This is a genomic window from Enterobacter sp. BNK-22, assembly GCF_048684805.1.
In the GTDB taxonomy this organism is placed as follows: domain Bacteria; phylum Pseudomonadota; class Gammaproteobacteria; order Enterobacterales; family Enterobacteriaceae; genus Enterobacter; species Enterobacter quasiroggenkampii.
Genome location: NZ_JBLQTT010000001.1, coordinates 1,759,406 through 1,785,977, shown reverse-complemented (window position 1 = coordinate 1,785,977; position 26,572 = coordinate 1,759,406). Strand labels below are relative to the sequence as shown.

The 26,572-nt window shown below is 56.6% G+C and carries 24 protein-coding genes; 19 read left to right on the top strand and 5 right to left on the bottom strand.

The window, feature by feature from the left end; all coding sequences use genetic code 11:
* The first annotated feature begins 1 nt into the window (after position 1).
* From yceG to ptsG, 5 genes are all read left to right on the top strand, one after another.
* Complete coding sequence (gene yceG, locus ACMGGE_RS08415; RefSeq protein WP_104948866.1) at positions 2-1,024, top strand: cell division protein YceG; 1,023 nt, start codon at positions 2-4, stop codon at positions 1,022-1,024.
* Positions 1,014-1,655: a dTMP kinase gene (gene tmk, locus ACMGGE_RS08410; protein WP_048027446.1), complete on the top strand. Its 642-nt coding sequence runs from the start codon at positions 1,014-1,016 to the stop codon at positions 1,653-1,655. The genes yceG and tmk overlap by 11 nt, the downstream gene beginning before the upstream one ends.
* Positions 1,652-2,656 (top strand): DNA polymerase III subunit delta', encoded by a 1,005-nt coding sequence (gene holB / locus ACMGGE_RS08405; protein ID WP_420293653.1) that lies wholly within the window; start codon positions 1,652-1,654, stop codon positions 2,654-2,656. The genes tmk and holB overlap by 4 nt, the downstream gene beginning before the upstream one ends.
* 10 nt (positions 2,657-2,666) lie before the next feature.
* Entirely contained in the window at positions 2,667-3,461 is a 795-nt protein-coding gene (locus ACMGGE_RS08400) for a metal-dependent hydrolase (RefSeq protein WP_045910206.1), read from the top strand.
* A gap of 297 nt (positions 3,462-3,758) precedes the next feature.
* Positions 3,759-5,192, top strand: coding sequence for a PTS glucose transporter subunit IIBC (gene ptsG / locus ACMGGE_RS08395; protein ID WP_008500788.1), 1,434 nt, complete (start codon positions 3,759-3,761; stop codon positions 5,190-5,192).
* 144 nt (positions 5,193-5,336) lie between these two features.
* Here ptsG and fhuE read toward each other — a convergent pair whose 3' ends face one another.
* Positions 5,337-7,526 (bottom strand): ferric-rhodotorulic acid/ferric-coprogen receptor FhuE, encoded by a 2,190-nt coding sequence (gene fhuE, locus ACMGGE_RS08390; protein ID WP_420293652.1) that lies wholly within the window; start codon positions 7,524-7,526, stop codon positions 5,337-5,339.
* 350 nt (positions 7,527-7,876) lie between these two features.
* Between fhuE and hinT the strand changes: the two genes are divergently transcribed.
* From hinT to ACMGGE_RS08350, 8 genes are all read left to right on the top strand, one after another.
* The gene (hinT, locus tag ACMGGE_RS08385) at positions 7,877-8,236 is read left to right on the top strand and encodes a purine nucleoside phosphoramidase (protein ID WP_008500786.1); all 360 of its coding nucleotides are present in this window, start codon (positions 7,877-7,879) and stop codon (positions 8,234-8,236) included.
* 1 nt (position 8,237) lies between these two features.
* Positions 8,238-8,612 (top strand): YcfL family protein, encoded by a 375-nt coding sequence (locus tag ACMGGE_RS08380; RefSeq protein WP_045910208.1) that lies wholly within the window; start codon positions 8,238-8,240, stop codon positions 8,610-8,612.
* A gap of 10 nt (positions 8,613-8,622) precedes the next feature.
* Positions 8,623-9,270 carry a penicillin-binding protein activator LpoB gene (gene lpoB, locus ACMGGE_RS08375; RefSeq protein ID WP_045326975.1) on the top strand — a complete coding sequence of 216 codons (648 nt, stop codon included), beginning with the start codon at positions 8,623-8,625 and terminating at the stop codon, positions 9,268-9,270.
* On the top strand, positions 9,251-10,075 hold the full coding sequence (thiK, locus tag ACMGGE_RS08370; RefSeq protein ID WP_196346137.1) for a thiamine kinase: 825 nt from the start codon (positions 9,251-9,253) through the stop codon (positions 10,073-10,075). Before lpoB ends, thiK begins: the two co-directional genes overlap by 20 nt.
* 11 nt (positions 10,076-10,086) lie before the next feature.
* Complete coding sequence (gene nagZ, locus ACMGGE_RS08365; protein WP_032655375.1) at positions 10,087-11,112, top strand: beta-N-acetylhexosaminidase; 1,026 nt, start codon at positions 10,087-10,089, stop codon at positions 11,110-11,112.
* Between the two features lie 34 nt (positions 11,113-11,146).
* Positions 11,147-11,689, top strand: a complete 543-nt coding sequence (gene ycfP, locus ACMGGE_RS08360) for an alpha/beta hydrolase YcfP (protein WP_008500781.1) — start codon at positions 11,147-11,149, stop codon at positions 11,687-11,689.
* 238 nt (positions 11,690-11,927) lie between these two features.
* The gene (locus ACMGGE_RS08355) at positions 11,928-13,232 is read left to right on the top strand and encodes an NAD(P)/FAD-dependent oxidoreductase (protein ID WP_008500780.1); all 1,305 of its coding nucleotides are present in this window, start codon (positions 11,928-11,930) and stop codon (positions 13,230-13,232) included.
* A 193-nt stretch (positions 13,233-13,425) separates the two neighbouring features.
* On the top strand, positions 13,426-13,965 hold the full coding sequence (locus ACMGGE_RS08350) for a glycine zipper 2TM domain-containing protein (RefSeq protein WP_008500779.1): 540 nt from the start codon (positions 13,426-13,428) through the stop codon (positions 13,963-13,965).
* 59 nt (positions 13,966-14,024) lie between these two features.
* Here the strand turns inward: ACMGGE_RS08350 and comR are convergent, their stop codons facing one another.
* Positions 14,025-14,660: a TetR family copper-responsive transcriptional repressor ComR gene (comR, locus tag ACMGGE_RS08345; RefSeq protein WP_028015740.1), complete on the bottom strand. Its 636-nt coding sequence runs from the start codon at positions 14,658-14,660 to the stop codon at positions 14,025-14,027.
* Between the two features lie 244 nt (positions 14,661-14,904).
* On the opposite strand from comR, the gene bhsA reads away from it, so the two are divergent.
* Positions 14,905-15,162 (top strand): multiple stress resistance protein BhsA, encoded by a 258-nt coding sequence (bhsA, locus tag ACMGGE_RS08340; RefSeq protein ID WP_420293651.1) that lies wholly within the window; start codon positions 14,905-14,907, stop codon positions 15,160-15,162.
* 75 nt (positions 15,163-15,237) lie between these two features.
* Here the strand turns inward: bhsA and ldtC are convergent, their stop codons facing one another.
* The 3 genes from ldtC to ACMGGE_RS08325 form a co-directional block, all read right to left on the bottom strand.
* On the bottom strand, positions 15,238-16,203 hold the full coding sequence (gene ldtC, locus ACMGGE_RS08335) for a L,D-transpeptidase LdtC (protein ID WP_111966908.1): 966 nt from the start codon (positions 16,201-16,203) through the stop codon (positions 15,238-15,240).
* Between the two features lie 483 nt (positions 16,204-16,686).
* Positions 16,687-20,133 carry a transcription-repair coupling factor gene (gene mfd, locus ACMGGE_RS08330; protein ID WP_048027458.1) on the bottom strand — a complete coding sequence of 1,149 codons (3,447 nt, stop codon included), beginning with the start codon at positions 20,131-20,133 and terminating at the stop codon, positions 16,687-16,689.
* Between the two features lie 149 nt (positions 20,134-20,282).
* On the bottom strand, positions 20,283-21,356 hold the full coding sequence (locus ACMGGE_RS08325) for an acyltransferase family protein (RefSeq protein ID WP_420293650.1): 1,074 nt from the start codon (positions 21,354-21,356) through the stop codon (positions 20,283-20,285).
* A gap of 256 nt (positions 21,357-21,612) precedes the next feature.
* Here ACMGGE_RS08325 and lolC point away from each other — a divergent pair, with 256 nt between their 5' ends.
* From lolC to cobB, 5 genes are read left to right on the top strand one after another with little or no spacing between them, the layout of a single operon-like run.
* Positions 21,613-22,812 carry a lipoprotein-releasing ABC transporter permease subunit LolC gene (lolC, locus tag ACMGGE_RS08320; protein WP_420293649.1) on the top strand — a complete coding sequence of 400 codons (1,200 nt, stop codon included), beginning with the start codon at positions 21,613-21,615 and terminating at the stop codon, positions 22,810-22,812.
* Positions 22,805-23,506, top strand: coding sequence for a lipoprotein-releasing ABC transporter ATP-binding protein LolD (lolD, locus tag ACMGGE_RS08315; protein WP_008500772.1), 702 nt, complete (start codon positions 22,805-22,807; stop codon positions 23,504-23,506). The genes lolC and lolD overlap by 8 nt, the downstream gene beginning before the upstream one ends.
* Complete coding sequence (gene lolE, locus ACMGGE_RS08310) at positions 23,506-24,750, top strand: lipoprotein-releasing ABC transporter permease subunit LolE (protein WP_045352893.1); 1,245 nt, start codon at positions 23,506-23,508, stop codon at positions 24,748-24,750. The genes lolD and lolE overlap by 1 nt, the downstream gene beginning before the upstream one ends.
* 53 nt (positions 24,751-24,803) lie before the next feature.
* Complete coding sequence (gene nagK / locus ACMGGE_RS08305) at positions 24,804-25,715, top strand: N-acetylglucosamine kinase (protein ID WP_023292773.1); 912 nt, start codon at positions 24,804-24,806, stop codon at positions 25,713-25,715.
* A 14-nt stretch (positions 25,716-25,729) separates the two neighbouring features.
* A complete protein-coding gene (cobB, locus tag ACMGGE_RS08300; RefSeq protein WP_021240739.1) occupies positions 25,730-26,551 on the top strand; it encodes a Sir2 family NAD+-dependent deacetylase in 822 nt (273 codons plus the stop codon).
* The last annotated feature ends 21 nt before the right edge of the window (positions 26,552-26,572 follow it).

Here is a 26,572-nt window from a genome sequence, read left to right as displayed (position 1 = left end):
CATGAAAAAAATGTTGCGCTTTGTCCTTCTCCTCATTGTTGCGCTGGGCGTTGCTGGCGGAGCAGGCGTATGGAAAGTTCGCCAGCTGGCGGACAGCAAGATCCTGGTTAAAGACGAAACGATCTTTACCCTGAAAGCGGGAACCGGCCGCCAGGCGCTTGGGGAACAGCTCTACGGTGATAAAATTATCAATCGTCCACGGGTATTCCAGTGGTTATTGCGCGTGGAGCCTGAACTGTCACATTTCAAAGCCGGTACCTATCGCTTTACGCCGGGAATGACCGTCAGAGAGATGCTGCAGCTGCTGGAAAGCGGCAAAGAAGCCCAGTTCCCTCTGCGATTTGTGGAAGGGATGCGCCTGAGTGATTACCTCAAACAGTTGCGCGATGCGCCGTATATCAAACATACCCTGAAGGATGACAGCTACCAGACGGTGGCCGACGTGCTCAAGTTTGAGCATCCTGAATGGGTGGAAGGCTGGTTCTGGCCAGATACCTGGATGTACACCGCCGGTACGACCGATGTGGCGATCCTGAAGCGGGCGCACAAAAAAATGGTCGCCGCCGTGGATGCGGCCTGGGAAGGGCGAATGGAGGGGTTACCCTATAAAGATCAAAACCAGTTTGTCACCATGGCCTCGATTATCGAGAAAGAGACCGCCGTTGCCGCCGAGCGCGATCGGGTGGCGTCAGTATTTATCAACCGTCTGCGCATTGGCATGCGCCTGCAAACCGACCCTACCGTCATCTACGGCATGGGCGAGAGCTACACGGGCAAGATCTCCAGAAAAGATCTGGAGACGCCAACGGCGTATAATACCTACGTGATTAGCGGTTTACCGCCTGGTCCGATTGCCACGCCGAGCGAAGCGTCGCTGAAAGCCGCCGCGCATCCGGCGAAAACACCGTATCTCTATTTTGTGGCTGATGGAAAAGGGGGACACACCTTTAACACCAACCTTGCCAGCCACAATCGCTCTGTTCAGGACTATCTGAAGGCACTTAAGGAAAAAAATGCGCAGTAAATACATTGTGATTGAGGGACTCGAAGGGGCGGGTAAAACCACCGCCCGCAACGTGGTGGTGGATACGCTGAAATCGCTTGGCGTCGCCGACATGGTCTTCACCCGCGAGCCGGGCGGTACGCAACTTGCGGAGAAACTGCGCGGCCTGGTGCTGGACATTAAATCCGTTGGCGACGAAGTTATCACTGACAAAGCCGAAGTGTTAATGTTCTACGCGGCGCGCGTACAGCTGGTTGAGACGGTGATCAAACCCGCCCTGGCCGATGGCAAGTGGGTAATCGGCGATCGTCACGATCTGTCGACTCAGGCTTATCAGGGCGGTGGACGCGGTATTGACCAGACCATGCTGGCAACGCTGCGCAATGCCGTACTGGGGGATTTTCGCCCCGACCTGACGCTCTATCTGGATGTGACCCCGGAAGTGGGTCTTAAACGCGCCCGCGCGCGCGGCGAGCTCGACCGCATTGAACAAGAGTCGTTTGATTTCTTTAACCGCACCCGTGCGCGCTATCTTGAGCTGGCCGCACAGGACAGCTCCATTCGTACCATCGATGCAACGCAATCCCTGGATGAGGTGACGCGTGACATTCAGCAAACCGTGACGCAGTGGGTGCAGGAGCAGCAGGCATGAAATGGTATCCATGGTTGCGCCCGCACTTTGAACAACTGATCGGCAGCTATCAGGCGGGGCGGGGGCATCATGCGTTACTGATTCAGGCATTGCCGGGAATGGGCGATGATGCATTGATTTATGCCATCACCCGTTTTCTGATGTGCCAGCAGCCGGAAGGGCATAAAAGCTGCGGCAAATGCCGTGGCTGTCAGCTGATGCAGGCGGGCACACATCCTGACTACTACACGCTTGAGCCGGAGAAGGGGAAAAGCGCGCTCGGTATCGATGTCGTGCGGGAAGTCAGTGAAAAATTGTACGAACACGCGCGGCTGGGCGGCGCTAAAGTGGTCTGGCTTAAAGACGCCACGCAGCTGACCGAGGCGGCAGCTAACGCCCTGCTGAAAACCCTGGAAGAGCCGCCGGTAAAAACGTGGTTTTTCCTCTCGTGCCGAGACCCGGGACGCTTGCTGGCGACGCTGCGCAGCCGCTGTCGTCTTCATCACCTTGCTGTGCCTCAGGAATCGTGGGCGCTGAGCTGGCTGGAGCGAGAGGTGACAACGTCACCTGAGAGTGCGCTGTCCGCCTTGCGCCTGAGCAGCGGCGCGCCCGCAGCGGCGCTGGCATTGCTGCAGCCTGACGTCTGGTCACAGCGAGAAACGCTTTGCCGGGCCGTCGAAACGGCACTGAATAACCACGACTGGCTAAGCGTATTGCCTGCGCTTAACAGCGATCAGGCCGTTGAGCGCCTGCACTGGCTGGCCTCGTTACTGCTGGATGCCCTCAAACTTCAGCAAGGGGCAACGCTGCTGACCAACCCGGACGCGTGGACACTGGTGAATACGCTGGCGAACCGCCTCTCAGGGACGATTCTTCATGCGATGCTTCATGAAATTTGCCAGAGCCGAGAACAGCTTTTAACCGTGACGGGTCTTAATCGCGAGCTTTTACTGACCGACCAGTTACTGCGTATTGAACACTACCTGCAACCCGGCACCACACCGCCGGTTTCCCATCTCTGAGAGAGACATTATGTTTTTAGTCGACTCACACTGCCATCTTGATGGCCTGGATTATCAATCCCTGCATAAAAACGTGGATGATGTGCTGGAAAAAGCCGCCGCCCGCGATGTGAAATTCTGCCTTGCGGTAGCGACGACGCTGCCGGGCTATCGCACGATGCGCGAGCTGGTGGGCGTTCGCGATAACGTGGTGTTTTCCTGCGGCGTACACCCCCTGAACCAGGATGAAGAATATGACGTTGACGATTTGCGTCGTCTGGCGGCGGAAGAGGGCGTGGTGGCAATGGGCGAGACCGGGCTGGACTATTTCTACACGCCGGAAACCAAACCGCGCCAGCAGGCGTCCTTCCGCAACCATATTCGCATTGGCCGCGAACTGAACAAGCCGGTTATCGTCCACACCCGTGATGCGCGTGCGGATACCCTGGCGATCCTCCGGGAAGAAAACGTGACGGATTGCGGTGGCGTACTACACTGTTTCACAGAAGACAGAGAAACGGCGGGTAAACTGCTTGATTTGGGGTTTTATATCTCGTTTTCCGGGATTGTGACGTTCCGTAACGCTGAGCAGCTGCGTGATGCTGCACGTTATGTTCCGCTCGATCGCATTCTGGTAGAGACAGATTCTCCCTATCTGGCACCGGTTCCGCATCGCGGTAAAGAGAACCAGCCCGCGATGACGCGAGATGTGGCTGAGTACATGGCCGTCCTGAAGGGCGTCAGCATCGAAGAGCTGGCCCGCGTGACGACAGAAAACTTCTCCACGCTCTTCCATATTGACCCTGCCCGCCTGCAATCTGTCTGATACACCTGTTTTTTTTAGGCTCGTAATTAATAAATAAACCGAGTAAAGTTCACCGCCTCATTTGGGGCGGTGATGCTGTTTTTAGACACATCCGGACATGCTTTTTGTAAATAACTGAAAGTTTTTCGACCGTCTTAAGCTGAAACGTGATAGCCGTCAAACAAACTCAGAGGGAATTATTTTACTCTGTGTAATAAATAAAGGGCGCTTAGATGTCCTGTCCACGGCACGGTACTCCCCCCGGGCCAATGCGTGAAAGCGTAAAAAAAGCACAAATACTCAGGAGCACTCTCAATTATGTTTAAGAATGCATTTGCTAACCTGCAAAAGGTCGGTAAATCGCTGATGCTGCCAGTATCCGTACTGCCTATCGCAGGTATCCTGCTGGGTGTCGGTTCTGCTAACTTCAGCTGGCTGCCAGCCGTAGTGTCCCATGTGATGGCCGAAGCAGGCGGTTCTGTCTTTGCTAACATGCCACTGATCTTCGCGATCGGTGTGGCTCTGGGCTTCACCAATAACGACGGCGTATCTGCGCTGGCTGCAGTGGTTGCTTACGGCATCATGGTGAAAACCATGGCTGTGGTTGCGCCGCTGGTTCTGCATTTACCGGCAGAAGAGATCGCTGCGAAACACCTGGCAGACACCGGTGTTCTCGGCGGTATCATCTCCGGTGCGATTGCAGCGTATATGTTCAACCGCTTCTATCGCATCAAGCTGCCTGAGTACCTGGGCTTCTTCGCGGGCAAGCGTTTCGTTCCGATCATCTCTGGTCTGGCAGCGATTTTCACTGGCGTGATCCTGTCCTTCATCTGGCCACCAATCGGTTCCGCTATCCAGACCTTCTCTCAGTGGGCTGCTTACCAGAACCCGGTTGTGGCGTTTGGTATCTACGGCTTCATCGAGCGTTGCCTGGTGCCATTTGGTCTGCACCACATCTGGAACGTTCCATTCCAGATGCAGATTGGTGAATTTACCAACGCAGCAGGTCAGGTATTCCACGGCGATATCCCACGTTACATGGCGGGCGACCCAACTGCAGGTAAACTGTCTGGTGGCTTCCTGTTCAAAATGTACGGTCTGCCAGCAGCGGCGATTGCTATCTGGCACTCTGCGAAGCCAGAGAACCGTGCAAAAGTGGGCGGTATCATGATCTCCGCAGCGCTGACCTCGTTCCTGACCGGTATCACCGAGCCGATCGAGTTCTCCTTCATGTTCGTTGCGCCGATCCTGTACGTTATCCATGCGATCCTGGCGGGCCTGGCGTTCCCAATCTGTATTCTGCTGGGTATGCGTGACGGTACGTCCTTCTCTCACGGCCTGATCGACTTCATCGTTCTGTCCGGTAACAGCAGCAAACTGTGGCTGTTCCCAATCGTCGGTGCGTGCTATGCCGTTGTTTACTACACCATCTTCCGCGTGCTGATTAAAGCACTGGACCTGAAAACCCCAGGCCGTGAAGATGCGACAGAAGACAGCAAAGCGGGCGCGACCAGCGAAATGGCTCCTGCACTGGTTGCTGCGTTCGGTGGTAAAGAGAACATCACTAACCTGGACGCGTGTATCACTCGTCTGCGTGTGAGCGTTGCTGACGTCGCGAAAGTAGACCAGCCGGGTCTGAAAAAACTGGGTGCAGCTGGCGTAGTTGTTGCAGGTTCGGGTGTACAGGCAATCTTCGGTACTAAATCCGATAACCTGAAAACCGAAATGGATGAGTACATCCGCAACAACTAAGTTGTGACCCTGGGGAGACTAAGGCAGCCGAATGGCTGCCTTTTTTATTTGTGCTGTTTGTCATGCCCGGCGGCGCTGCACTTACCGGGCCTACGAAATGCAAATGTAGGCCGGGTAAGGCGTAGCCGCCACCCGGCTTAACACTCAGAAGTCGTAGCTCGCGCTCACCGAGACGTTCAGCGGCGCGCCATAAACCACATAAGAGCCGACGTAATCGTAATACTCTTTGTCGAACAGGTTGTTGACGTTCGCCTGAACAGCAAAATCTTTGGTGATCTGATAACGGCTGAACAGGTTAACCAGCCCGTAGCTGCCTTGCTCCGCGCGGGTACGGCCAGCCGGCGCGCCATCCACATCCGTCCACACCTTGTTTTGCCAGTTCACGCCACCGCCCACGGTCAGTTCCGGCAGCATTGGCAGTTGATAACGGGTGAACAGCTTCATGGTTGTACGCGGCTGATCGGAGCTGACGGCGTTGCCATTCTTATCTTCCGCAATGTAGCGGGTCGCGCCGAAGGTCAGCTGCCAGTTATCGGTCAACGCACCGTTCAGCTCGAACTCAATCCCTTTGCTCACTACGCCGTCCAGCGATTGGTAAATCGACTCACCGCTCGGCATATAGGTATACGTATTGCTTGCTACGTTATCCTGCTCAATGCGGAATATTGCCAGCGAGGTGGTAAGACGGGTATTGAACCAGTCTGCTTTCACACCGGCTTCGTAGCTTTTGCCCGTAGTAGGGTCGAGATAGCGTCCGCTGGCGTCCCGCTTGTCCTGGGGCTGGAAGATAGAGGTATAGCTGACGTAGGTCGACCAGTCTTCATTGATGTCGTAGACCAGGCCCGCGTAGGGCGTTACGTCATCTTTGGTACTTTCCAGACGGGTGTCCGGGGAGCCCGCAGGGTTATAGCGAATGTTATAGTGGGTATAACGCGCGCCGAGGATCAGATGCAGCGGATCGGTCAGCGAGAAGCGGGCGGAGGTATACCCTGAGGACTGGCGAATGTCGTCCTGGCTGTAGAGTTTCCACGGCGTCCACTGCGGGTCGGCAATGTTACCGTTCCAGTTCTTAAAGTTACCCACATCAACCATGCCGTAAACCGCGTCAGGCATTGAGTTGTCGTAATGGTTACGCTGACGACTGAAGCTGCCGCCGAACATCATTTCGTGCTGACGGCCGAAGAGATCGAAATCGCCGCGCAGGAAAGCGTCCACGGCATCCTGTTTCCGTTCGCCACGGTTCCAGCCGCCGTAGCCAACCATGCCTGCACCGGTCTCTTTATCCGGATAGCCGGACATATACATCAGCTTAGAGTCGAAGTTGGTTTCAGCATGCATGCCGTTAATGTGTGCTTCCCAGCCATTATCGAAACGCTGCGTCAGATTAGCGAAGATGCGGGTGCTGTCTTTATCAGACCAGGCCCAGTCAGGCGCGACGGTCTGGCTGCGATCGTAATGGGTTTTACTCCCGTCACTGTACCAGGTCGGGAGTCCGCCCCAGGTTGGGTCGGCGGTATGGCTTTCCTGATATTCGTATCCCACCGAGAGGGTGGTGCTGTCGGTGACGTCCGCATCCATCACGCCATAGAGGAATTTCTTTCGGTAGTGATAGTTATCCACGAAGCTGTCGTTGTCCTGATAACCTGCGATCATCCGGCCCCGTAGCTTACCTGACTCCACCAGCGGCGCCTGCAGATCCAGCACGTAGCGCTGTTTATCCCAGCTGCCGTAGCTCGCCGAAACATTGCCTTTGAATTCATTGCTGTCCGCATGCTTACGCACCATGTTGACGTACGCTGCCGGGTTGCCCGTACCGGACATCAGGCCGGTTGCACCGCGGACCACTTCGATGCGGTCATAAATCGCCGTATCGGCGGCAGTATCGCCAAAGTTCCACACTTCGCTGATGGAGGTTGGCAGGTCGTCATAGGCGTAATTACTGACGAAAAATCCGCGCGAGTAAAACACGGTACGGTCGCTGTCCTGCACCTGCGCCGTTACGCCCGTGGTGTTGGTTAACACCTGGCCAATGGACTGCAGGTTCTGATCGGCCATGCGCTGCTGGCTAATCACGCTGACGGACTGCGGGATATCGCGGGGAACCAGCAACAGCTTCGTGCCGGTGGTGGTGGTTTTGACGCTGTAATCCCGCTCCTGACTTGCGGAAGAATCCTGCGTTTGGTCAAAACCGCCGTCAACAACAACGGTATCTTCGGCTGTTGATGCAGCGAAAGCGGTGGCTGGCGTCAGTGCCATAGCAATGCAGACTGCCAGCAACGAAGGCGTTGCGACAGGCTGACGTTGCCCATCCCTGGTGTGATGAATGAAAGACATGATTAAACCCTTATGAACGATGAAGAGGGTATGCGTCAGTCCCGCGGACGCGGGCTGGCGTCGTTTTCTATGTTAAAAATGCGCATGAAAATGCAAATGCGAAATATACGCATTGCTATTAATGCTGTAAACAGATGTGTCGACCGGAACTGAAATAATGTTTCAGCCCATTAAGGCCCGCGAGCGGTCACTCTTCACTCAGCTGATGAACATTCGGGAAAGAAATCGAGGGAGGAGGTTGAAAGGACAGGAGAAACTCGCTCATACTCTTGAATTGTGTCACACCCTCATCCAGAGCGTGTGTTAACAGCGGACGCATCGCGCCTGATTAATCAAAAAAGGAATAGGTCATGGCTGAAGAAACGATTTTCAGTAAAATTATCCGTCGCGAAATTCCGTCGGATATCGTCTATCAGGATGAACTGGTAACGGCTTTTCGGGACATTTCACCTCAGGCTCCGACGCACGTCCTTATCATTCCCAATATTCTGATTCCGACCGTAAACGACGTAAAAACCGAGCATGAAGTGGCATTAGGTCGTATGCTGACGGTGGCCGCGAAAATCGCCGAACAGGAAGGGATTGCAGAAGACGGTTACCGTCTGATCATGAACTGCAACCGTCATGGCGGCCAGGAAGTCTATCATATTCACATGCATCTGCTGGGTGGACGTCCTCTGGGGCCGATGCTGGCACATAAAGGTCTTTGACATGCGTAAAGGGCGTATTGCAGCGCTGGTAATGACGATGATGATTGTGGGGTGCAGCTCGCGCCCGGCGATCCCCGTGAATGATGAACAGACGCTGGTGATGGAATCCTCCGTGCTTGCCGCGGGCATTACGGCGCAACAACCCGCGCTGACCATCAGTGAAATTAATTCATCTGCCTCCTCTACGCTTTTTAATGAAAGACACGAACCCGTGACGGTCCACTACCGTTTTTTCTGGTATGACGTAAGAGGTCTCGAAATGCATCCGCTGGAGGCGCCGCGCAGCGTCACCATTCCGGCCAGATCGTCGGTAACGCTCTATGGCAGCGCCAACTATCTGGGTGCGCATAAGGTGAGACTTTATCTTTATCTCTAAGGGGTGAACCTTGATTAAAAACTTGAGCCGCTATGCGCTCGTGACAGCTTTCGCGCTGTTCCTGGCGGGGTGTGTGACCCGAACTGAACAGCCAGCGCCTGTGGAAGAGGCGAAACCGGGCACTGAACAGCCGACACAGCCAACGCAGCCGCAGCCAACCGTGCCGTCCGTACCGTCTATACCGGCACAGCCAGGCCCGATTGAGCATCCGGACCAGACGTCGCAGCCCACGCCGCGCGTGCGCCATTACGACTGGAACGGCGCAATGCAGCCCATGGTCGGCAAAATGCTGCAGGCACAGGGCGTGACGGCAGGTAGCGTGTTGCTGGTTGATAGCGTGAACAACCGTACCAACGGTTCGCTGAACGCGGGTGAAGCGACAGAAACGCTGCGCAATGCCCTGGCAAACAACGGTAAGTTTACGCTGGTCTCGGCTCAGCAGCTCGCGGTAGCCAAACAGCAGCTGGGCCTGTCGCCGCAGGATAGCCTCGGTACACGCAGCAAGGCGATCGGCATTGCCCGTAACGTTGGCGCACAGTATGTGCTGTACTCTAACGCCACCGGTAACGTGAATACACCGGCCCTGCAGATGCAGCTGATGCTGGTTCAGACAGGCGAAATTATCTGGTCAGGTAAAGGTGCGGTTACGCAACAATGACAGCACGCGTGAAGAGATTCTGACGCGCTATTTTCCTCAGTACCGCCTTATCGCGCCGCAGGCCCACTCCGGGCTTGGCGGCGCGAGTTGCATTATAGCGCAGGGCGAGCGACGTCTGGTCTTGCGGCAACATCACGACCCCTATGCGCCTGCCTCCCATTTCCGTCGTCAGTTTCGCGCCCTGAGGCGTCTTCCGTCAGATCTAGTGCCTGCCCCCCGTTTTTTCAGAGAGAGCTGGATGGCCGTCGACTATCTGGACGGTGACGTGAAAAGCGCGCTGCCGGACACGCCGGCGCTCGCGGCGATGCTGTATCATCTGCACCGGCAGCCACGTCTGGGATGGCGAATCACGTTATCCCCGCTGCTGGAACGCTACTGGCAGCAGGCCGCGCCTGACAGACGCACCCCTGTGTGGCTGGCGCATCTCAAGCGGTTGCGTAAAACGGGCGAGCCGCAGCCGATTCGGCTCTCGCCGCTGCACATGGATGTTCATGCCGGAAATATTGTGCATACGTCAGCGGGCATCAGGCTCATCGACTGGGAATATGCCGGAGATGGCGATGTAGCGCTGGAGCTGGCGGCAGTCTGGACGGAGAGTGACGCTGCGCGGCAGGCGCTGATCAGGGACTACGCCGAGGCGGCACATATCAACGCCGACGCGCTGAGCCGTCAGGTCAAACGCTGGCGGCCCTGGGTCGTCATGTTAATGGCTGGCTGGTTTGAAATGCGCTATCAGCAGTCCAGAGACAAACACTTTATTGCGCTGGCAGACGATGCCTGGCGTCAGTTACAAACGAAAGGATAAGAGAGGTGGATGTGGGTCCAGTCATGTTGGATGTAGAAGGGTTTGAGCTGGATGCGGAGGAGCGTGAAATTCTGGCGCATCCGCTGGTGGGTGGTCTGATCCTGTTTACCCGCAACTATCACGATCCGGCGCAGCTGCGTGAGCTGGTGCGTCAGATCCGCGCCGCGTCGCGCAATCATCTGGTGGTCGCCGTCGATCAGGAAGGCGGCCGCGTGCAGCGTTTTCGCGAAGGGTTTACCCGCCTGCCAGCGGCCCAGTCTTTTGCCGCGCTGCTCGGCACGGAAGAGGGCGGGAAACTGGCGCAGGAGGCCGGCTGGCTGATGGCCAGCGAAATGATTGCCATGGATATCGACATCAGTTTTGCCCCGGTTCTGGACGTGGGGCATATCAGCGCCGCCATTGGCGAGCGCTCGTACCATGACGATCCGCGCATTGCGCTGGCCATGGCGACCCGGTTCATTGACGGCATGCACGATGCCGGGATGAAAACCACCGGCAAACACTTCCCGGGCCACGGGGCGGTGACGGCGGACTCACACAAAGAGACCCCGCGCGATCCGCGCCCGGAAGCGGAAATTCGCGCCAAAGATATGTCGGTGTTCAGGTCGCTTATCACTGACAACAAGCTGGATGCCATCATGCCTGCGCACGTGATTTACAGCGACGTTGACCCGCGCCCTGCCAGCGGCTCTCCGCACTGGCTGAAAACCGTTCTGCGTCAGGAACTGGGCTTCAATGGCGTGATCTTCTCTGACGATCTGTCGATGGAAGGGGCGGCGATTATGGGCAGCTACGCTGAACGCGGTCAGGCGTCGCTGGATGCAGGTTGCGATATGATCCTGGTCTGCAATAATCGTAAAGGTGCCGTGAGCGTGCTGGATAACCTGTCGCCGATCAATGCAGAGCGTGTTACACAATTGTATCATAAAGGTTCATTTAGCCGTCAGGAGCTGATGGATTCGGCGCGCTGGAAGACGGTCAACGCCCGGCTTGAAGACCTGAATGAGCGCTGGCAGGCACATAAAGCCAGCCTGTAAACCCTCCCGGAAGGCGTAGCGTGGTGAGAAGACGATGATCATCTATTTACACGGTTTTGACTCAAACAGTCCTGGTAATCATGAGAAGGTGCTGCAGCTGCAGTTTATCGATCCGGATGTACGGTTGATCAGCTACAGCACGCGCCATCCGAAGCATGATATGCAGCATCTGCTCAAAGAGGTGGACAAGATGTTGCAGCTCAACGTCGACGATCGGCCGTTGATTTGCGGCGTGGGGCTGGGCGGCTACTGGGCAGAGCGGATTGGCTTCCTGTGTGACATCCGTCAGGTGGTATTCAATCCCAACCTTTTCCCGAACGAAAACATGGAAGGCAAAATCGACCGCCCGGAAGAGTATGTCGATATTGCGACCAAGTGCGTCAGCAATTTTCGTGAGAAAAACCGTGACCGCTGTCTGGTGATCCTGTCGCGTAACGATGAGGCGCTCAACAGCCACCGGGCTGCAGAACTTCTGCATCATTACTATGAGATCGTCTGGGACGAAGAACAGACCCATAAGTTCAAAAACATCTCCCCACACCTGCAGCGTATCAAAGCGTTTAAAACGCTGGGTTAATTCCTTGCCTGCAGGCGCCTAAGCCCGGCCGCGAAAGCGTGCCGGGCTTTCTTTTTGACCAGAATTGTCTACTTTTAAGCCATCAAAACTTGATGCATATCAATTTTGGTATGACCAATGCGCCTGACGTGGTATTCTCAATGCACCTGAATGGTTTCAGTGCTGTAACCTGTTGTTAATTAAGGGTTATTTTTATAACTTTTAATTAACAATTGGTTAATAATTTGAGGGGGTCACGTTGACTACGCCATTGAAAAAGATAGTGATTGTAGGCGGTGGTGCTGGCGGGCTGGAGCTGGCGACACAGTTGGGTAAGAAGCTGGGTCGCGGTAAAAAAGCCAAAATCACGCTGGTGGATCGTAACCACAGCCACCTGTGGAAACCGCTGCTGCATGAAGTGGCGACCGGCTCTCTGGACGAGGGCGTGGACGCGCTCAGCTATCTGGCGCACGCGCGCAACCACCATTTCCAGTTCCAGCTGGGCTCGGTGGTGGACATCAACCGTGAAAGCAAAACCATCACTCTGGCAGAACTGCGTGATGAAAAAGGGGAGCTGTTGGTTCCTGAGCGCAAGCTGCCGTATGACACGCTGGTCATGGCGCTCGGCAGTACCTCCAACGACTTCAACACGCCGGGCGTGAAAGAGCACTGTATCTTCCTCGATAACCCGCACCAGGCGCGTCGTTTCCATCAGGAAATGCTGAACCTGTTCCTGAAGTACACCAGCAATATGGGTGCGAACGGTAAGGTAAATATCGCCATTGTCGGCGGCGGTGCGACGGGCGTTGAGCTGTCTGCGGAGCTGCACAATGCGGTGAAACAGCTGCACAGCTACGGTTACAAAGGGTTAACGAATGAAGCGCTGAACGTCACGCTGGTCGAAGCCGGTGAACGCATTCTGCCTGCGCTGCCTCCGCGTATTTCCGGTGCGGCGCACAATGAACTCACCAAGCTGGGCGTGCGGGTGCTGACGCAGACCATGGTGACCAGCGCCGACGAAGGCGGCCTGCACACCAAAGACGGCGAGTATATCAAAGCGGATCTGATGGTCTGGGCGGCCGGTATCAAAGCGCCTGACTTTATGAAAGATATCGGCGGCCTGGAAACCAACCGCATTAACCAGCTGGTCACGGAGCCAACGCTGCAAACCACGCGTGACCCTGAAATCTTTGCTATCGGTGACTGCGCCTCCTGCGCCCGTCCTGAAGGTGGATTCGTGCCGCCGCGTGCGCAGGCCGCACACCAGATGGCAAGTCTGGTCCTGCACAACATTCTGGCGCAGTACAAAGGCAAGCCAATGAAGGCCTATGTCTACAAAGACCATGGTTCTCTGGTGTCTCTGTCAAACTTCTCTACTGTCGGCAGCCTGATGGGTAACCTGATGCGCGGCTCGATGATGGTAGAAGGGCGCATTGCCCGCTTCGTGTATATCTCCCTCTACCGTATGCACCAGATTGCGCTGCACGGCTACTTCAAAACCGGGCTGATGATGCTGGTGGGCAGAATCAACCGCGTGATCCGTCCGCGTCTGAAGCTGCACTAATCTTTCACTCCCTCCGGGCTCTCCGGAGGGAGTTTTTAGCATTTCATGCTGTAGATCACAGATTGAGTGCTTAAGAGTTCTCCTAAATACAATATATCTCCTCTGAACGTCCCTTTTTTGATCCTTTATCTGATTGGCGAAGCCGTGCCTCCATTGCAAAATTGTTACCAATAGCAACAAAGGAGGAAGTCCCGTGAATAAATCAATGTTGGCGGGTATAGGGATTGGCGTCGCGGCTGCGTTAGGTGTGGCTGCCGTTGCCAGTCTCAACGTATTAGATCGCGGCCCGCAGTATGCGCAGGTGGTTTCTGCTACACCGATTAAAGAAACGGTAAAAACGCCTCGTCAGGAGTGCCGTAACGTCTCCGTGACGCATCGTCGTCCGGTGCAGGATGAAAACCGTATCGCCGGTTCTGTTCTGGGCGCGGTAGCGGGTGGCGTGATTGGTCACCAGTTCGGCGGCGGCCGGGGTAAAGATGTGGCGACCGTGGTCGGCGCGCTGGGTGGCGGCTATGCCGGTAACCAGGTGCAGGGCGCGATGCAGGATAACGATACCTACACCACGACTCAGCAACGCTGCAAAACCGTCTATGACAAGTCGGAAAAAATGCTGGGCTATGACGTGACGTACAAAATTGGCGATCAGCAGGGCAAAATCCGCATGGACAAAGACCCTGGCACGCAAATTCCACTGGATGGAAATGGTCAGCTGGTTCTGAATAACAAAGTGTAAAAAAGATGTTCTCTGAATTTAGCTCCTCATGCGCTCAGGCTGAGGAGCTTTTTTTTGCTTTAGATTTTGAGGAGCTCAGGCCACAGTCGCAGCGTGGTTTCGCTAATATTCTGCAGTTTTTCCAGCGTTGCCCCTTCACGGGCGCTGATCGACATCCCCTGCAAAATACAGCTTAGGTATTGTGCCAGCAGTTGGGGGTTGCACTGCGCAGGGATTTCACCGCGCTGCTGGCGCTGTGCCAGAAAGGCGCTCAGCGTCTCCTCCTGCATCGCATGACGCGATTTCACCGTATTGGCAATCTCTTTCGAGGACGCCGCCAGGGTGGCAGAAGTGTTAATCATAAAGCAGCCCGCAGGCGTATCTTTACTGGTGAAGCAGGTCGCGACGGCGGTGAAGTAATCCCGAAGCGCCTGTTCGACGCTTTTCTCTTCACAAAATAGCTGGGCTTCATGTTTCGCTGCAAAACGCGAAATGTATCTGTCCAGCACCGCCCTGAACAGCCCCTCTTTATTGGTAAATTCGGCATACAGCGTCGGCGCTTTGGCTCCGGTAGCTTCTACCAGATCGGAAAGCGAGGTTGCTTCATACCCATGTTGCCAGAAGAGAGTCATGGCCTTATCAAGCGCTGCATCCCTGTCAAACACTTTTGGTCGGCCACGGCTTTTCTTCGCACAACTCGTGACGTCGGTTGTCATGTGCCGTTGGTCCTCTGTTGGTTTGGTGAATAACCATTATAAAAATAAACGCAACCCACCACCAGTGCTGAATGCTTAAAAATATATTAATCATATCTATATGAAAAATAACGACTTTAAAATTAAGTTAATGGTCGTTATAAAATTATGTTGACGCGTGACCTGGATCACATTTATGATTTACCTATCGATCGTTAACTAAATAGATAACGACCTCCAAATTCATCTGCTAAAGGTAAACATCATGAAAAACGTAAAAACCCTCATCGCTGCTGCTGTTCTGAGTTCACTTTCTTTCGCAAGCTTTGCGGCTGTACAAGTACAGTCCACCCCGGTCGATCAGCATAACGTCGGGACGATCTCTGCGTCTGCCGGTACTAACCTGGGTTCACTGGAAGATCAGCTGGCACAAAAAGCGGAAGAGATGGGTGCTAAATCTTACCGCATCACCTCTGTGACCGGTCCTAACACCCTGCACGGCACCGCCGTCATCTACAAATAAGCCGGGCATAAACCCTCATTTATGCCACTGCAATAAAAAACGCCCTGCTGAGCAGGGCGTTTTTTTATTTATGATTTACATCGATTGCTGGATTACATCATGATGCCGGGTGACATCGGTCGGCATGCCTGAGCGGGCCTCCATTGCACGCTCCATCACCACGCTGTTGGTATTCGCATTCGTTTTAAAGCTTACCATTGCGGCATTCAGGTTAATGGGCAGCGTCTGCGGGTCATCGCCAATGTTTTTCGATAGCGGCTGGTGAATTTCGACCAGCCGCACGCCGCCCGGCTCCTCAGAAACCTTAATCGGCGTATTGATGATATTCACTTTGGTACCCGGCGTAACAACGTTAAACAGCGTTTTGATATCGTCATCGCGCAGACGAATACAGCCGGAGCTGACGCGCATGCCGATGCCAAAGTCCGCGTTCGTTCCGTGCAGCAGGTAAACGCCACCGTAGGCCGCCAGGCGGATCGCGTGGTGACCCATCGGGTTATCCGGGCCTGCCGGCACCACGGCCGGAAGATCGATGCCCTGAGCTTTATAACGGGCACGAATATTGGCCGTCGGGGTCCAGGTTGGATTCGCACGTTTATCCGAGACGGTGGTGACCATCGTCGGCGTCAGGGTGTCGCCGCCCAGCTGACCAATACCAATCGGGTAGACGGTCACCTCATTTTTACCCGGCGGGTAATAGTACAGACGTAGCTCCGCCAGGTTTATCACAATCCCCTCGCGCGGGGCGTCCGGCAGGATCGTCTGTAACGGGATAGTCAACACGCTGCCCGCTCGCGGAACGTACGGGTCGACGCCGGGGTTCGCCTGCAGCAGAGCCAGAAAACCGACGTTATATTTTTTGGCAATGGCTTCCAGCGAACCGCCATTATTTTCAACCACATGAAAGCGGTTTTCCCCCACCACCTTGCTGCCGGGCGGAGGAAGGGGCCAGGTATTTGCGCGAGCGGGAAGCGCCACCGCAACGGTGGCTGCCAGCGCAAACAGGGTTAACCAGCGAGTAAAACGCGAAGAGGTCATCATCACCATAATCCATGCAAATGATAAGGTTATTGTTTTATAAGGCGTTAATGATAATTATGGCGAATGGGTGTGTCGGGAAGATCGGGTGAAGTGCAAAGAGTTTGTAAATTGTCCCCCCGTAGCGCTGGGCTAACAGGGGAAGGGATCCCCATAAAATAATGCCTGCACGGACGACCCCCTCTCCCTTGAGGGAGAGGGCTGGGGTGAGGGGGAACATACGACTCTGGTGGTCATTCCGTTCACTTTATGTCCCTTAGTACTCTGTAACGACATGACCTGTGAACGTGCCAGGGTGGCTCAGTCGCCACCACCCTGGCGACCCGGGCTCCCGGCGGTAAATCGCCGCTACGCGGTCAGGAAACGCCTCAGCGATTTACAGCCGGACCAGGGTGTCGCTGTAAGCTATTCATTTTCCGGAAGCAACTTTCATCGCTTCCGGTTAATAAACTACATGAAATTCCTTAGTTAAGAGGGGAATGGAGGTCAGGCGATCGCGTTCTCTTCCAGCTGGCGCATAAAGTTACGCACCCAGTCCATGCGGGTTTTGCGCTCCGTCAGTTCCTGGGTGAATTTCAGACGCGTTGGGCCATCCAGACGGAAATGCTGCGGCTGTTTTTGCAGCAGACCGATGAGCCACATCGGGTTGACGTGGTTCTTCTCCGCGAACTCAATCACGCCGCCTTTTTCGTTGCCTTCAAGCTTGCGAATGCCTAGTTTCTGCGCCTGCTGGCGCAGGCGAGCGATATCCAGCAGATTTCGCGCCGCATCGGGCAGCAGACCAAAGCGGTCGATCAGCTCAACCTTAATCTCTTCCAGCTCGTTTTCCGTCTTCGCACTGGCGATGCGCTTGTAGAACGACAGTCGGGTATTCACGTCCGGAATGAAATCGTCCGGCAGCAGGGAAGGCATGCGCAACTCGACCTCGGTCTGCTGGCTGGTGAGATCTTCCAGCGACGGCTCGCGCCCGGCCTTCAGGGCATCAACCGCGTTTTCCAGCAGTTCCATATAGAGCGAGAAGCCGATGGTCTCCATCGAGCCGCTCTGGTCCTCACCCAGCAGTTCACCGGCACCGCGGATCTCGAGATCGTGCGTGGCCAGTGCGAAGCCTGCACCGAGGTCTTCCAGAGAGGCGATGGCTTCCAGGCGCTTTTGCGCGTCGGTGGTCATCGCTTTTGGATGCGGCGTCAGCAGCCAGGCGTAGGCCTGATGGTGCGAACGCCCGACGCGGCCGCGCAACTGGTGAAGCTGCGCCAGGCCAAAGTGATCCGCACGTTCAATGATGATGGTGTTCGCCGTCGGAATGTCGATCCCGGTTTCGATGATGGTGGTGCACACCAGCACGTTAAAGCGCTGGTGGTGGAAGTCGTTCATCACCCGTTCCAGCTCGCGCTCGCGCATCTGCCCGTGACCGATAGCAATGCGCGCCTCCGGCACCAGCTCCGCCAGCCTGTCGGCCGCTTTCTGGATGTTTTCCACGTCGTTGTACAGGTAATAGACCTGACCCCCGCGCAGCACTTCACGCAGAATGGCCTCACGCACCACCAGATTATCGTACTCGCGGACGAAGGTTTTCACCGCCAGACGGCGCGCCGGTGGCGTGGCAATAATCGACAGATCGCGCATGCCGCTCATCGCCATGTTCAGGGTTCTCGGGATCGGCGTTGCGGTCAGGGTCAGGATGTCGACGTCGGCACGCATCGCTTTGATGCGCTCTTTATGGCGCACCCCGAAGCGGTGCTCTTCGTCGACGATCAGCAGCCCCAAATCTTTCCACTTCACGTCGCTTTGCAGCAGCTTATGGGTGCCGATCAGAATATCGATCTTGCCTTCGCTTGCCTGCTCCAGGATCTGCGTCTGCTCTTTGGTGCTCCGAAAACGCGACAGCATCTCGATGCGTACCGGCCAGTTGGCGAAGCGGTCGCGGAAGTTGTCGAAGTGCTGCTGAGCGAGCAGGGTGGTCGGCACCAGCACCGCCACCTGCTTGTTGTTTTCCACCGCAAGGAAAGCGGCTCGCATCGCCACTTCGGTTTTACCGAAGCCGACGTCGCCGCACACTAAACGGTCCATTGCCAGCGGCTGGCACATGTCGCTCAGCACGGCGTTGATGGCCTGAGCCTGATCCGGCGTGGTTTCAAACGGGAAGCTGTCGCAGAACAGCTGATACTGTTCCTTATCATGCTTAAAGGCGAAGCCCTCTTTGGCCGCGCGCTGGGCGTAGATATCCAGCAGCTCGGCGGCCACGTCGCGCACTTTTTCCGCGGCCTTCTGGCGCGCGCGCGCCCAGGCATCGCCGCCCAGCTTGTGCAGCGGCGCGTTCTCTTCGGCCCCGCCCGCGTAGCGGCTGATCAGATGCAGGGACGACACCGGAACATACAGTTTGGCGTCGTTAGCGTAGGTCAGCATCAGGTATTCACCTTTAATGCCGCCCGCCTCCAGCGTGGTCATCCCCTGATAGCGTCCAACGCCATGCTCCAGGTGAACAATCGGCTGGCCCGGATGCAGCTCGGCCAGGTTACGGATCAGCGTGTCCGGGTTGATGGTTCGACGGCTGTCCTGCCGACGGCGCGCGACGCGCTCACCCAGCAGGTCGCTTTCGCAAATCAGCGCCAGGTTGTTGAGCGTGTCGATGAACCCATGCTCGGCGGCGCCAATCATCAGGTAACGACCGTTTCCGGTCGCTTCGCTCAGGCGCAGGATGCGCTTCGGCGCCACCTTAATGCGTCCCAGCAGCTCACCTAACGCTTCACGGCGGCCTTCACTCTCAACGGAGAACACCACCGGGCCGGTAAACGACTCCAGGAACTTGCGCAGATTATCCAGCGGGGATTTCTGCTGCGCCTGGACGGCCAGGTCCGGCAGCGTCCGGAAGGCGAGGTTGGTGTTGGCGGCCTTATCGGCAAGCGAATCGGTTTTCAGCTGCATGCGCGGCCAGCGCTTCAGCTCGGCGTTGAGCTCGTCGGTACGCAGCCACAGCGCTTCCGGCGGCAGCAGCGGACGCATCGGGTCAACGCCCCGGTTTTCGAAGCGAGCGCGGGTTTCGCTTTCAAAGCGGCTGGCGCTGGCGTCGATATCCCCGGTGTTAACAATCAGGGTATTCGCCGGGAAGTAGCTGAACAGGGCAGGGAGCGGCTCGCTGAAGAACAGCGGCTGCCAGTATTCGATCCCGGCAGGCAGCGTGCCTTTGCTGACCTGCTGATAAATATGTTCCGCGTCGCGCTTCACCTCGAACCTATCGCGCCACTGGCTGCGGAACAGTTCGATAGCGGTTTTGTCCGTCGGGAACTCATGTGCGGGCAGTAAATTGATGGACTCCACTTCCTCCAGCGTGCGCTGCGTGTCGGCGTCGAAGACGCGCAGGCTGTCGATTTCATCATCGAAAAAGTCCAGACGATACGGCTGGTCGCTGCCCATCGGGTAAAGGTCGAGCAGCGCGCCGCGGGTCGCGTATTCCCCGTGCTCCATCACCTGGTCGACGTGGCGATAGCCGGCACCGTCAAGCTGCGCGCGCAGGGCATCACGGGACAGACGCTGGCCTTTTTTCATCACCAGCGCGTGGCCGTGCAGGTAGCTGTGCGGACAGACGCGCTGCATCAGGGTATTCACCGGCACAATCAGCACGCCGCGCTGCATGGTCGGGAGTTGATACAGCGTCGACAGGCGCGAGGAGATGATCTCCTGGTGCGGAGAGAAGCTGTCATAGGGCAGCGTTTCCCAGTCGGCCAGGCTGAACACCAGATTATCGGTGAACTGGCGAATTTCATCGTGCAGGCGCAGGGCGTTTTGCATATCCGGGGCAACCAGGATCACCGGGCCAGGATGACGCTCGGCGATTTCCGCTACCAGCGTGGCGCACGCTGCGCCCGTGAGTTCACCCAGCTGGCGCTGGTCGCCCGCTTTGACAGGCAAGGAATAACGATAGTGTTCAGGCATGGCTATGTCAGAGTCTCTTATGGATATACCAACAGTATTGGGGCATATCACTGATACGCAATGTCTTTATTATCCTCGATCGTTTTACATAAGCAAATCGTAACCGCACGGCGGGATTATACGCCCCCGGAAGGGGGGCGGTGAGGGCATTAACGGGTGGTGGGTGACAGCGTGAACGGTGAAGGCGGAGAGAAGAAAATGTCCCCAAACAGCGCGGTGGAAATCTTACGCACCCCGAGTCCGGCAAGGGTACAAATCAGCAGGCTGGCAAACGGATAGACAAGAATTAGGGATAGCTCGGCCCAGACCGGCCAGTAAGCGGCATTCATCTCGCCGATCAGGAACAGGCTGAAGGCCTCAATGAGGATGCGGTGAGTGGTATAAATCGCAATGGTATTGGAGCCAATCACGTTCAGCAGGTTGTCAGGGTGAACGGCATAGCGCTGCTCAAAGCTGTAGAACAGCTTCATGATCAGCACAATCGACAGCAATGAGAGCAGCAGCGGAACGTTAGCAAACCACAGCACCACGGAGACGGCGGCGAAAGCGCCGGTTGTCAGCCAGCTGCGGCGCAGGCTGAGGTTTTTCATCCACGTCATCAGCGCTGCGCCATACCACGCCCCGAGGCTGTAGTAGATCATGTTGCGTACCACGCTGTTCATTCCCCACCACGGCAGCGGCAGGAAGTTGATCGCGATGCTTGCCAGCGCCAGCAGCCCCAGCATCGGCAGCTTCCAGCGGCTCAGCAGTTTACACAGCGTGAAGTACACAACCAGGGCATACAGATACCACAGGCTGGTGCTGGCGGTGAGCATGCCTCGCACAAATCCCGGGAGGGAATCGGCATAGGCCGCGTTCGACGAGGTGGCAAGCTCACGATCGGGGGCCAGCCAGGCATTCAGGTGGGTCAGCGCCTGCCATTGCAGAATCCCCCACAGCGCCAGGACCCAGACAATGCTCCAGATTCGCTTGTCGAGACTGGTTCGCCAGTCCACCTCGTCAATATAACGACGGATCAGATAGCCGGAGATAAAGAAAAAGACCGGCATACGGAAGGGGGCGAGGTAGAGATTAAAATAGACCCAGCATTTGGCGAGAAGGCCGGAGAGCGGGTGTTGCAGCCCGATCAGGTGCGGATAAAACGTGATAACCGAATGATAGATAACCACCAGGCAGATACACAGCCCTTTTATCTGGTTAATCCATAATGCTTTTTGCTTCATTGTTCGCAACTACCTTATTGCCATAGACGAACGAACAATTGTTGTTAAACGAAACCGGGCTGTAATGGGTAACAGTCTGTATCAGGAGGTTTTTCGGAAAAGGTGGAGGTTGCGAGGGGCGGTTTCAGACATTAGTACCCTGATTTATCTGAATTTTTCGGAAAAATGATTACCAAAGCTTACGGTTTCAGTCATTTACGCTTAACGGATTCGCTTATATACTCGTGGGTCTGCTATCAGCAAACAGACGGACTTCATGTATCAACCTGTCGCACTCTTCATAGGCTTACGCTACATGCGTGGGCGCGCCGCGGACCGCTTCGGTCGCTTTGTCTCCTGGCTTTCGACTATTGGCATTACGCTTGGCGTGATGGCTCTGGTGACGGTGCTTTCCGTCATGAATGGCTTTGAGCGCGAGCTGCAAAACAATATCCTGGGGCTGATGCCGCAGGCCGTTCTCTCATCGACTAACGGTTCGGTTAACCCACAGCAGCTGCCGGAAAGCGCGGCGAAGTTACAGGGCGTCACGCGCGTTGCGCCGTTGACCACCGGTGACGTGGTGCTGCAAAGCGCCCGCAGCGTGGCGGTCGGCGTGATGCTGGGTATCGACCCGGCGCAAAAAGATCCGCTGACGCCGTATCTCGTTAACGTGAAGCAGACTGACCTGGAAGCCGGGAAATACAACGTGATTCTGGGTGAGCAGCTTGCCGGCCAGCTTGGCGTCAACCGTGGCGACCAGCTGCGCGTGATGGTGCCTTCCGCCAGCCAGTTTACGCCGATGGGGCGCCTGCCAAGCCAGCGCCTGTTCAACGTAATTGGTACCTTTGCCGCCAACAGCGAAGTCGATGGCTACCAGATGCTGGTTAACATCCAGGACGCGTCACGCCTGATGCGCTACCCGGCCGGAAATATCACCGGCTGGCGCCTGTGGCTTGCCGCGCCGCTGAAGGTGGATACCCTCAGCCAGCAAAAACTGCCGGACGGCACCAAATGGCAGGACTGGCGCGAGCGCAAAGGCGAGCTGTTCCAGGCCGTGCGGATGGAGAAAAACATGATGGGGCTGCTGCTGAGCCTGATCGTCGCCGTGGCGGCATTTAACATCATCACCTCGCTGGGGCTGATGGTGATGGAGAAGCAGGGCGAGGTCGCTATCCTGCAAACCCAGGGGCTGACGCCGCGCCAGATCATGGCCGTGTTTATGGTGCAGGGCGCCAGCGCTGGTATCATCGGTGCGTTGCTCGGTGCCGTGCTGGGGGCACTGCTTGCCAGCCAGCTCAACAACTTAATGCCGATTATCGGCGCGCTGCTCGATGGCGCGGCGCTGCCGGTGGCTATCGAGCCGCTGCAGGTGGTCGGTATTGCGCTGGCCGCGATGGCCATTGCGCTGCTTTCAACGCTTTATCCTTCCTGGCGCGCCGCCGCCACTCAACCCGCTGAGGCTTTACGTTATGAATAAGATCCTGTTGCAATGCGACAACCTGTCCAAACGCTATCAGGAAGGCACTGTGCAAACCGACGTGCTGCACAATGTGAGCTTTAGCGTGGGCGAAGGCGAGATGATGGCGATTGTCGGCAGCTCCGGCTCCGGTAAAAGTACCTTATTACATTTGCTGGGCGGGCTGGATACCCCAACCAACGGCGACGTGATTTTCTCTGGCCAGCCGATGAGCAAAATGTCCTCGGCGGCGAAGGCCGAGCTGCGCAACCGCGAGCTGGGCTTTATCTACCAGTTCCACCACCTGCTGCCGGATTTCACGGCGCTGGAAAACGTGGCGATGCCGCTGCTGATTGGCAAAAAGAAACCCGCAGAAATTAACGCCCGCGCCAGCGACATGCTGAAAGCGGTAGGGCTGGGCCATCGCGGTAACCACCGTCCGTCGGAGCTGTCCGGCGGCGAACGCCAGCGCGTGGCGATTGCCCGTGCGCTGGTCAACAACCCGCGTCTGGTGCTGGCGGATGAGCCCACCGGTAACCTGGACGCCCGCAATGCGGACAGTATTTTCCAGCTGCTGGGCGAGCTGAACGCCTCACAGGGTACCGCGTTTCTGGTGGTGACCCACGATCTGCAGCTGGCAAAACGCATGGGGCGCCAGCTTGAGATGCGCGACGGTCATCTGAACGCGGAACTGACCCTGATGGGAGCAGAGTAATGGCGTCACCGTTATCGTTACTCATCGGTTTACGTTTTAGCCGCGGCCGCCGCCGCGGCGGCATGGTGTCGCTGATCTCCGTCATCTCGACCATCGGTATTGCGCTGGGTGTGGCGGTGCTGATTGTCGGCCTGAGCGCCATGAACGGTTTCGAGCGCGAGCTGAATAACCGCATTCTGGCGGTGGTGCCGCACGGGGAGATCGAACCGGTTAACCAGCCGTGGACGAACTGGAGCGATGCGCTCACCAAAGTTGAAAAAGTGCCGGGCATCGCCGCGGCCGCGCCCTACATTAACTTTACCGGGCTGGTGGAGAGCGGGGTAAACCTGCGCGCCATTCAGGTGAAAGGGGTGAATCCGGCGCAGGAAGCGCGTCTCAGCGCGCTGCCGAACTATGTGCAAAACGGCGCGTGGGCCAACTTCAGGGCGGGCGAGCAGCAGATCATCATGGGTAAAGGCGTTGCTGATGCCCTGAAGGTGAAGCAGGGCGACTGGGTGTCAATCATGATCCCCAACGCCAGCGCCGATCACAAACTGCAGCAGCCAAAACGCGTGCGCCTGCACGTTACCGGTATTCTTCAACTGAGCGGCCAGCTTGACCACAGCTTTGCGATGGTGCCGATGGAGGATGCGCGCCAGTATCTCGACATGGGCGACAGCGTGACGGGCATTGCGATTAAGGTGAACGACGTCTTTAACGCCAACAAACTGGTGCGCGACGCGGGCAGCGTGACCAATAACTATGTCTACATCAAAAGCTGGATCGGCACTTACGGGTATATGTACCGTGATATCCAGATGATCCGCGCCATTATGTATCTGGCGATGGTGCTGGTGATTGGCGTCGCGTGCTTTAATATCGTCTCGACGCTGGTCATGGCGGTCAAGGACAAGAGCGGCGACATCGCCGTGCTGCGTACCCTCGGCGCAAAAGACGGTCTTATTCGCGCCATCTTCGTCTGGTACGGTTTGCTGGCGGGTCTGTTCGGCAGCCTGTGCGGCGTGGTGATTGGTGTGGTGGTTTCCCTGCAGCTGACGCCGATTATCAACGGGATTGAAAAGCTTATTGGTCACCAGTTCCTGTCGGGTGATATCTATTTTATTGACTTCCTGCCGTCTGAACTGCACTGGCTGGATGTTTTTTATGTGCTGCTTACAGCACTTTTACTGAGTCTGCTGGCAAGCTGGTATCCGGCGCGTCGCGCAAGCCGAATTGATCCGGCGAGGGTATTAAGTGGCCAGTAATTACGTCATGATCTAGCGGCTTTCGGGTCGCCAGATCGAAAGAGGAATGCGTTATGTATTATGGATTTGATATTGGCGGCACCAAGATTGCGCTCGGCGTGTTTGATAAAGACCTCAAACTGCAGTGGGAAACCCGCGTTCCCACGCCGCGCGACAGCTACGACGAATTTTTAACCGCCATTGCCGCGCTGGTGGCACAGGCCGATGAACGCTTTGGCGTGAAAGGCAGCGTCGGCATTGGTATTCCGGGCATGCCGGAAACAGACGACGGTACGCTTTACGCGGCCAACGTGCCTGCCGCCAGCGGTAAACCGCTGCGCGCCGATCTCTCTGCTCTCCTTGAACGCGACGTGCGTTTAGACAACGATGCCAACTGCTTCGCGCTCTCTGAAGCCTGGGATGATGAATTCCGTCGCTACCCGCTGGTGATGGGGCTGATCCTCGGTACCGGCGTCGGCGGCGGAATCGTCATCAACGGTAAGCCCATCACCGGCCGCAGCTACATCACCGGCGAGTTTGGTCATATTCGCTTGCCGGTGGATGCCCTCGAGGTGGTGGGACGTGATTTTCCGCTAACCCGCTGCGGCTGTGGCCAGCACGGCTGTATTGAGAACTACCTTTCCGGCCGCGGGTTTGCATGGCTTTACGAACACTTCTATCATCAGAAACTTGAGGCCCCTCAAATCATTACCCTGTGGGAGCAAGGGGATGCGCAGGCGCGTGAGCACGTCGAGCGCTATCTGGATCTGCTGGCGGTATGTCTGGGCAATATTCTCACTATCGTCGACCCGGATCTGCTGGTGATCGGGGGAGGGCTCTCAAACTTTACCGCGATTACGGAACGGTTGTCCGGGCGTTTGCCCCGACACTTATTGCCGGTTGCCCGCGTGCCGCGTATTGAACGCGCGCGACACGGGGACGCAGGAGGCATGCGCGGAGCCGCATTCCTTCATCTCACCGATTAGTTTACGAGGTTACTATGCTGTCGCGTCGCCAGGGTCGACTCAGCCGTTTTCGCAAAAACAAACGCCGCTTGCGTGAGCGTCTGCGCCAGCGGATCTTTTTCAGAGACAGAATGATGCCAGAAGCGATGGATAAACCCAGAGTGGTGGTGCTGACCGGGGCGGGGATCTCCGCCGAGTCAGGAATTCGAACCTTCCGCGCGGCGGACGGGTTGTGGGAAGAACACCGCGTGGAGGATGTCGCCACGCCGGAAGGCTTTGCCCGCGACCCGGATCTCGTGCAGGCGTTTTACAACGCCCGCCGTCGTCAGCTTCAGCAGCCTGACGTCGCGCCGAATGCAGCGCATCTGGCGCTGGCGAAGCTGGAAGAGGCGCTGGGCGATCGTTTTCTGCTGGTAACGCAGAATATCGACAACCTTCACGAGCGGGCCGGTAACAAGAACATCATCCATATGCACGGCGAGCTGCTCAAGGTTCGCTGCGCCTGGAGCGGTCAGGTGCTGGACTGGAAAGAGGACGTGCTGCCAGAGGATAAGTGCCACTGCTGCCAGTTCCCGTCGCGCCTGCGTCCGCACGTGGTCTGGTTCGGCGAAATGCCGCTGGGAATGGATGAGATCTACAGCGCGCTGGCGATGGCCGACGTGTTTATCGCCATCGGCACATCTGGCCATGTTTATCCGGCGGCGGGGTTTGTCCACGAAGCGCGACTGCACGGCGCGCATACGGTAGAACTCAATCTTGAGCCAAGCCAGGTGGGCAGCGAGTTTGAAGAGAAACACTACGGTCTGGCAAGTACGGTTGTTCCGGAATTTGTCGACAAGCTGCTGAAAGGGCTGTAACGCGAATCGCGTGAAAAGGCA

Excerpts from the sequence above, each read along its gene's own strand:
- nagK (WP_023292773.1), top strand. The coding sequence starts at position 24,804 with ATGTATTATGGATTTGATATTGGCGGCACCAAGATTGCGCTCGGCGTG.
- lolD (WP_008500772.1), top strand. The coding sequence starts at position 22,805 with ATGAATAAGATCCTGTTGCAATGCGACAACCTGTCCAAACGCTATCAG.
- ptsG (WP_008500788.1), top strand. The coding sequence starts at position 3,759 with ATGTTTAAGAATGCATTTGCTAACCTGCAAAAGGTCGGTAAATCGCTG.
- ACMGGE_RS08325 (WP_420293650.1), bottom strand. The coding sequence starts at position 21,356 with ATGAAGCAAAAAGCATTATGGATTAACCAGATAAAAGGGCTGTGTATC.
- ACMGGE_RS08380 (WP_045910208.1), top strand. The coding sequence starts at position 8,238 with ATGCGTAAAGGGCGTATTGCAGCGCTGGTAATGACGATGATGATTGTG.
- holB (WP_420293653.1), top strand. The coding sequence starts at position 1,652 with ATGAAATGGTATCCATGGTTGCGCCCGCACTTTGAACAACTGATCGGC.
- yceG (WP_104948866.1), top strand. The coding sequence starts at position 2 with ATGAAAAAAATGTTGCGCTTTGTCCTTCTCCTCATTGTTGCGCTGGGC.
- bhsA (WP_420293651.1), top strand. The coding sequence starts at position 14,905 with ATGAAAAACGTAAAAACCCTCATCGCTGCTGCTGTTCTGAGTTCACTT.
- ACMGGE_RS08400 (WP_045910206.1), top strand. The coding sequence starts at position 2,667 with ATGTTTTTAGTCGACTCACACTGCCATCTTGATGGCCTGGATTATCAA.
- cobB (WP_021240739.1), top strand. The coding sequence starts at position 25,730 with ATGCTGTCGCGTCGCCAGGGTCGACTCAGCCGTTTTCGCAAAAACAAA.
- tmk (WP_048027446.1), top strand. The coding sequence starts at position 1,014 with ATGCGCAGTAAATACATTGTGATTGAGGGACTCGAAGGGGCGGGTAAA.
- ldtC (WP_111966908.1), bottom strand. The coding sequence starts at position 16,203 with ATGATGACCTCTTCGCGTTTTACTCGCTGGTTAACCCTGTTTGCGCTG.
- ycfP (WP_008500781.1), top strand. The coding sequence starts at position 11,147 with ATGATCATCTATTTACACGGTTTTGACTCAAACAGTCCTGGTAATCAT.
- lolE (WP_045352893.1), top strand. The coding sequence starts at position 23,506 with ATGGCGTCACCGTTATCGTTACTCATCGGTTTACGTTTTAGCCGCGGC.
- mfd (WP_048027458.1), bottom strand. The coding sequence starts at position 20,133 with ATGCCTGAACACTATCGTTATTCCTTGCCTGTCAAAGCGGGCGACCAG.
- lolC (WP_420293649.1), top strand. The coding sequence starts at position 21,613 with ATGTATCAACCTGTCGCACTCTTCATAGGCTTACGCTACATGCGTGGG.
- hinT (WP_008500786.1), top strand. The coding sequence starts at position 7,877 with ATGGCTGAAGAAACGATTTTCAGTAAAATTATCCGTCGCGAAATTCCG.
- fhuE (WP_420293652.1), bottom strand. The coding sequence starts at position 7,526 with ATGTCTTTCATTCATCACACCAGGGATGGGCAACGTCAGCCTGTCGCA.
- comR (WP_028015740.1), bottom strand. The coding sequence starts at position 14,660 with ATGACAACCGACGTCACGAGTTGTGCGAAGAAAAGCCGTGGCCGACCA.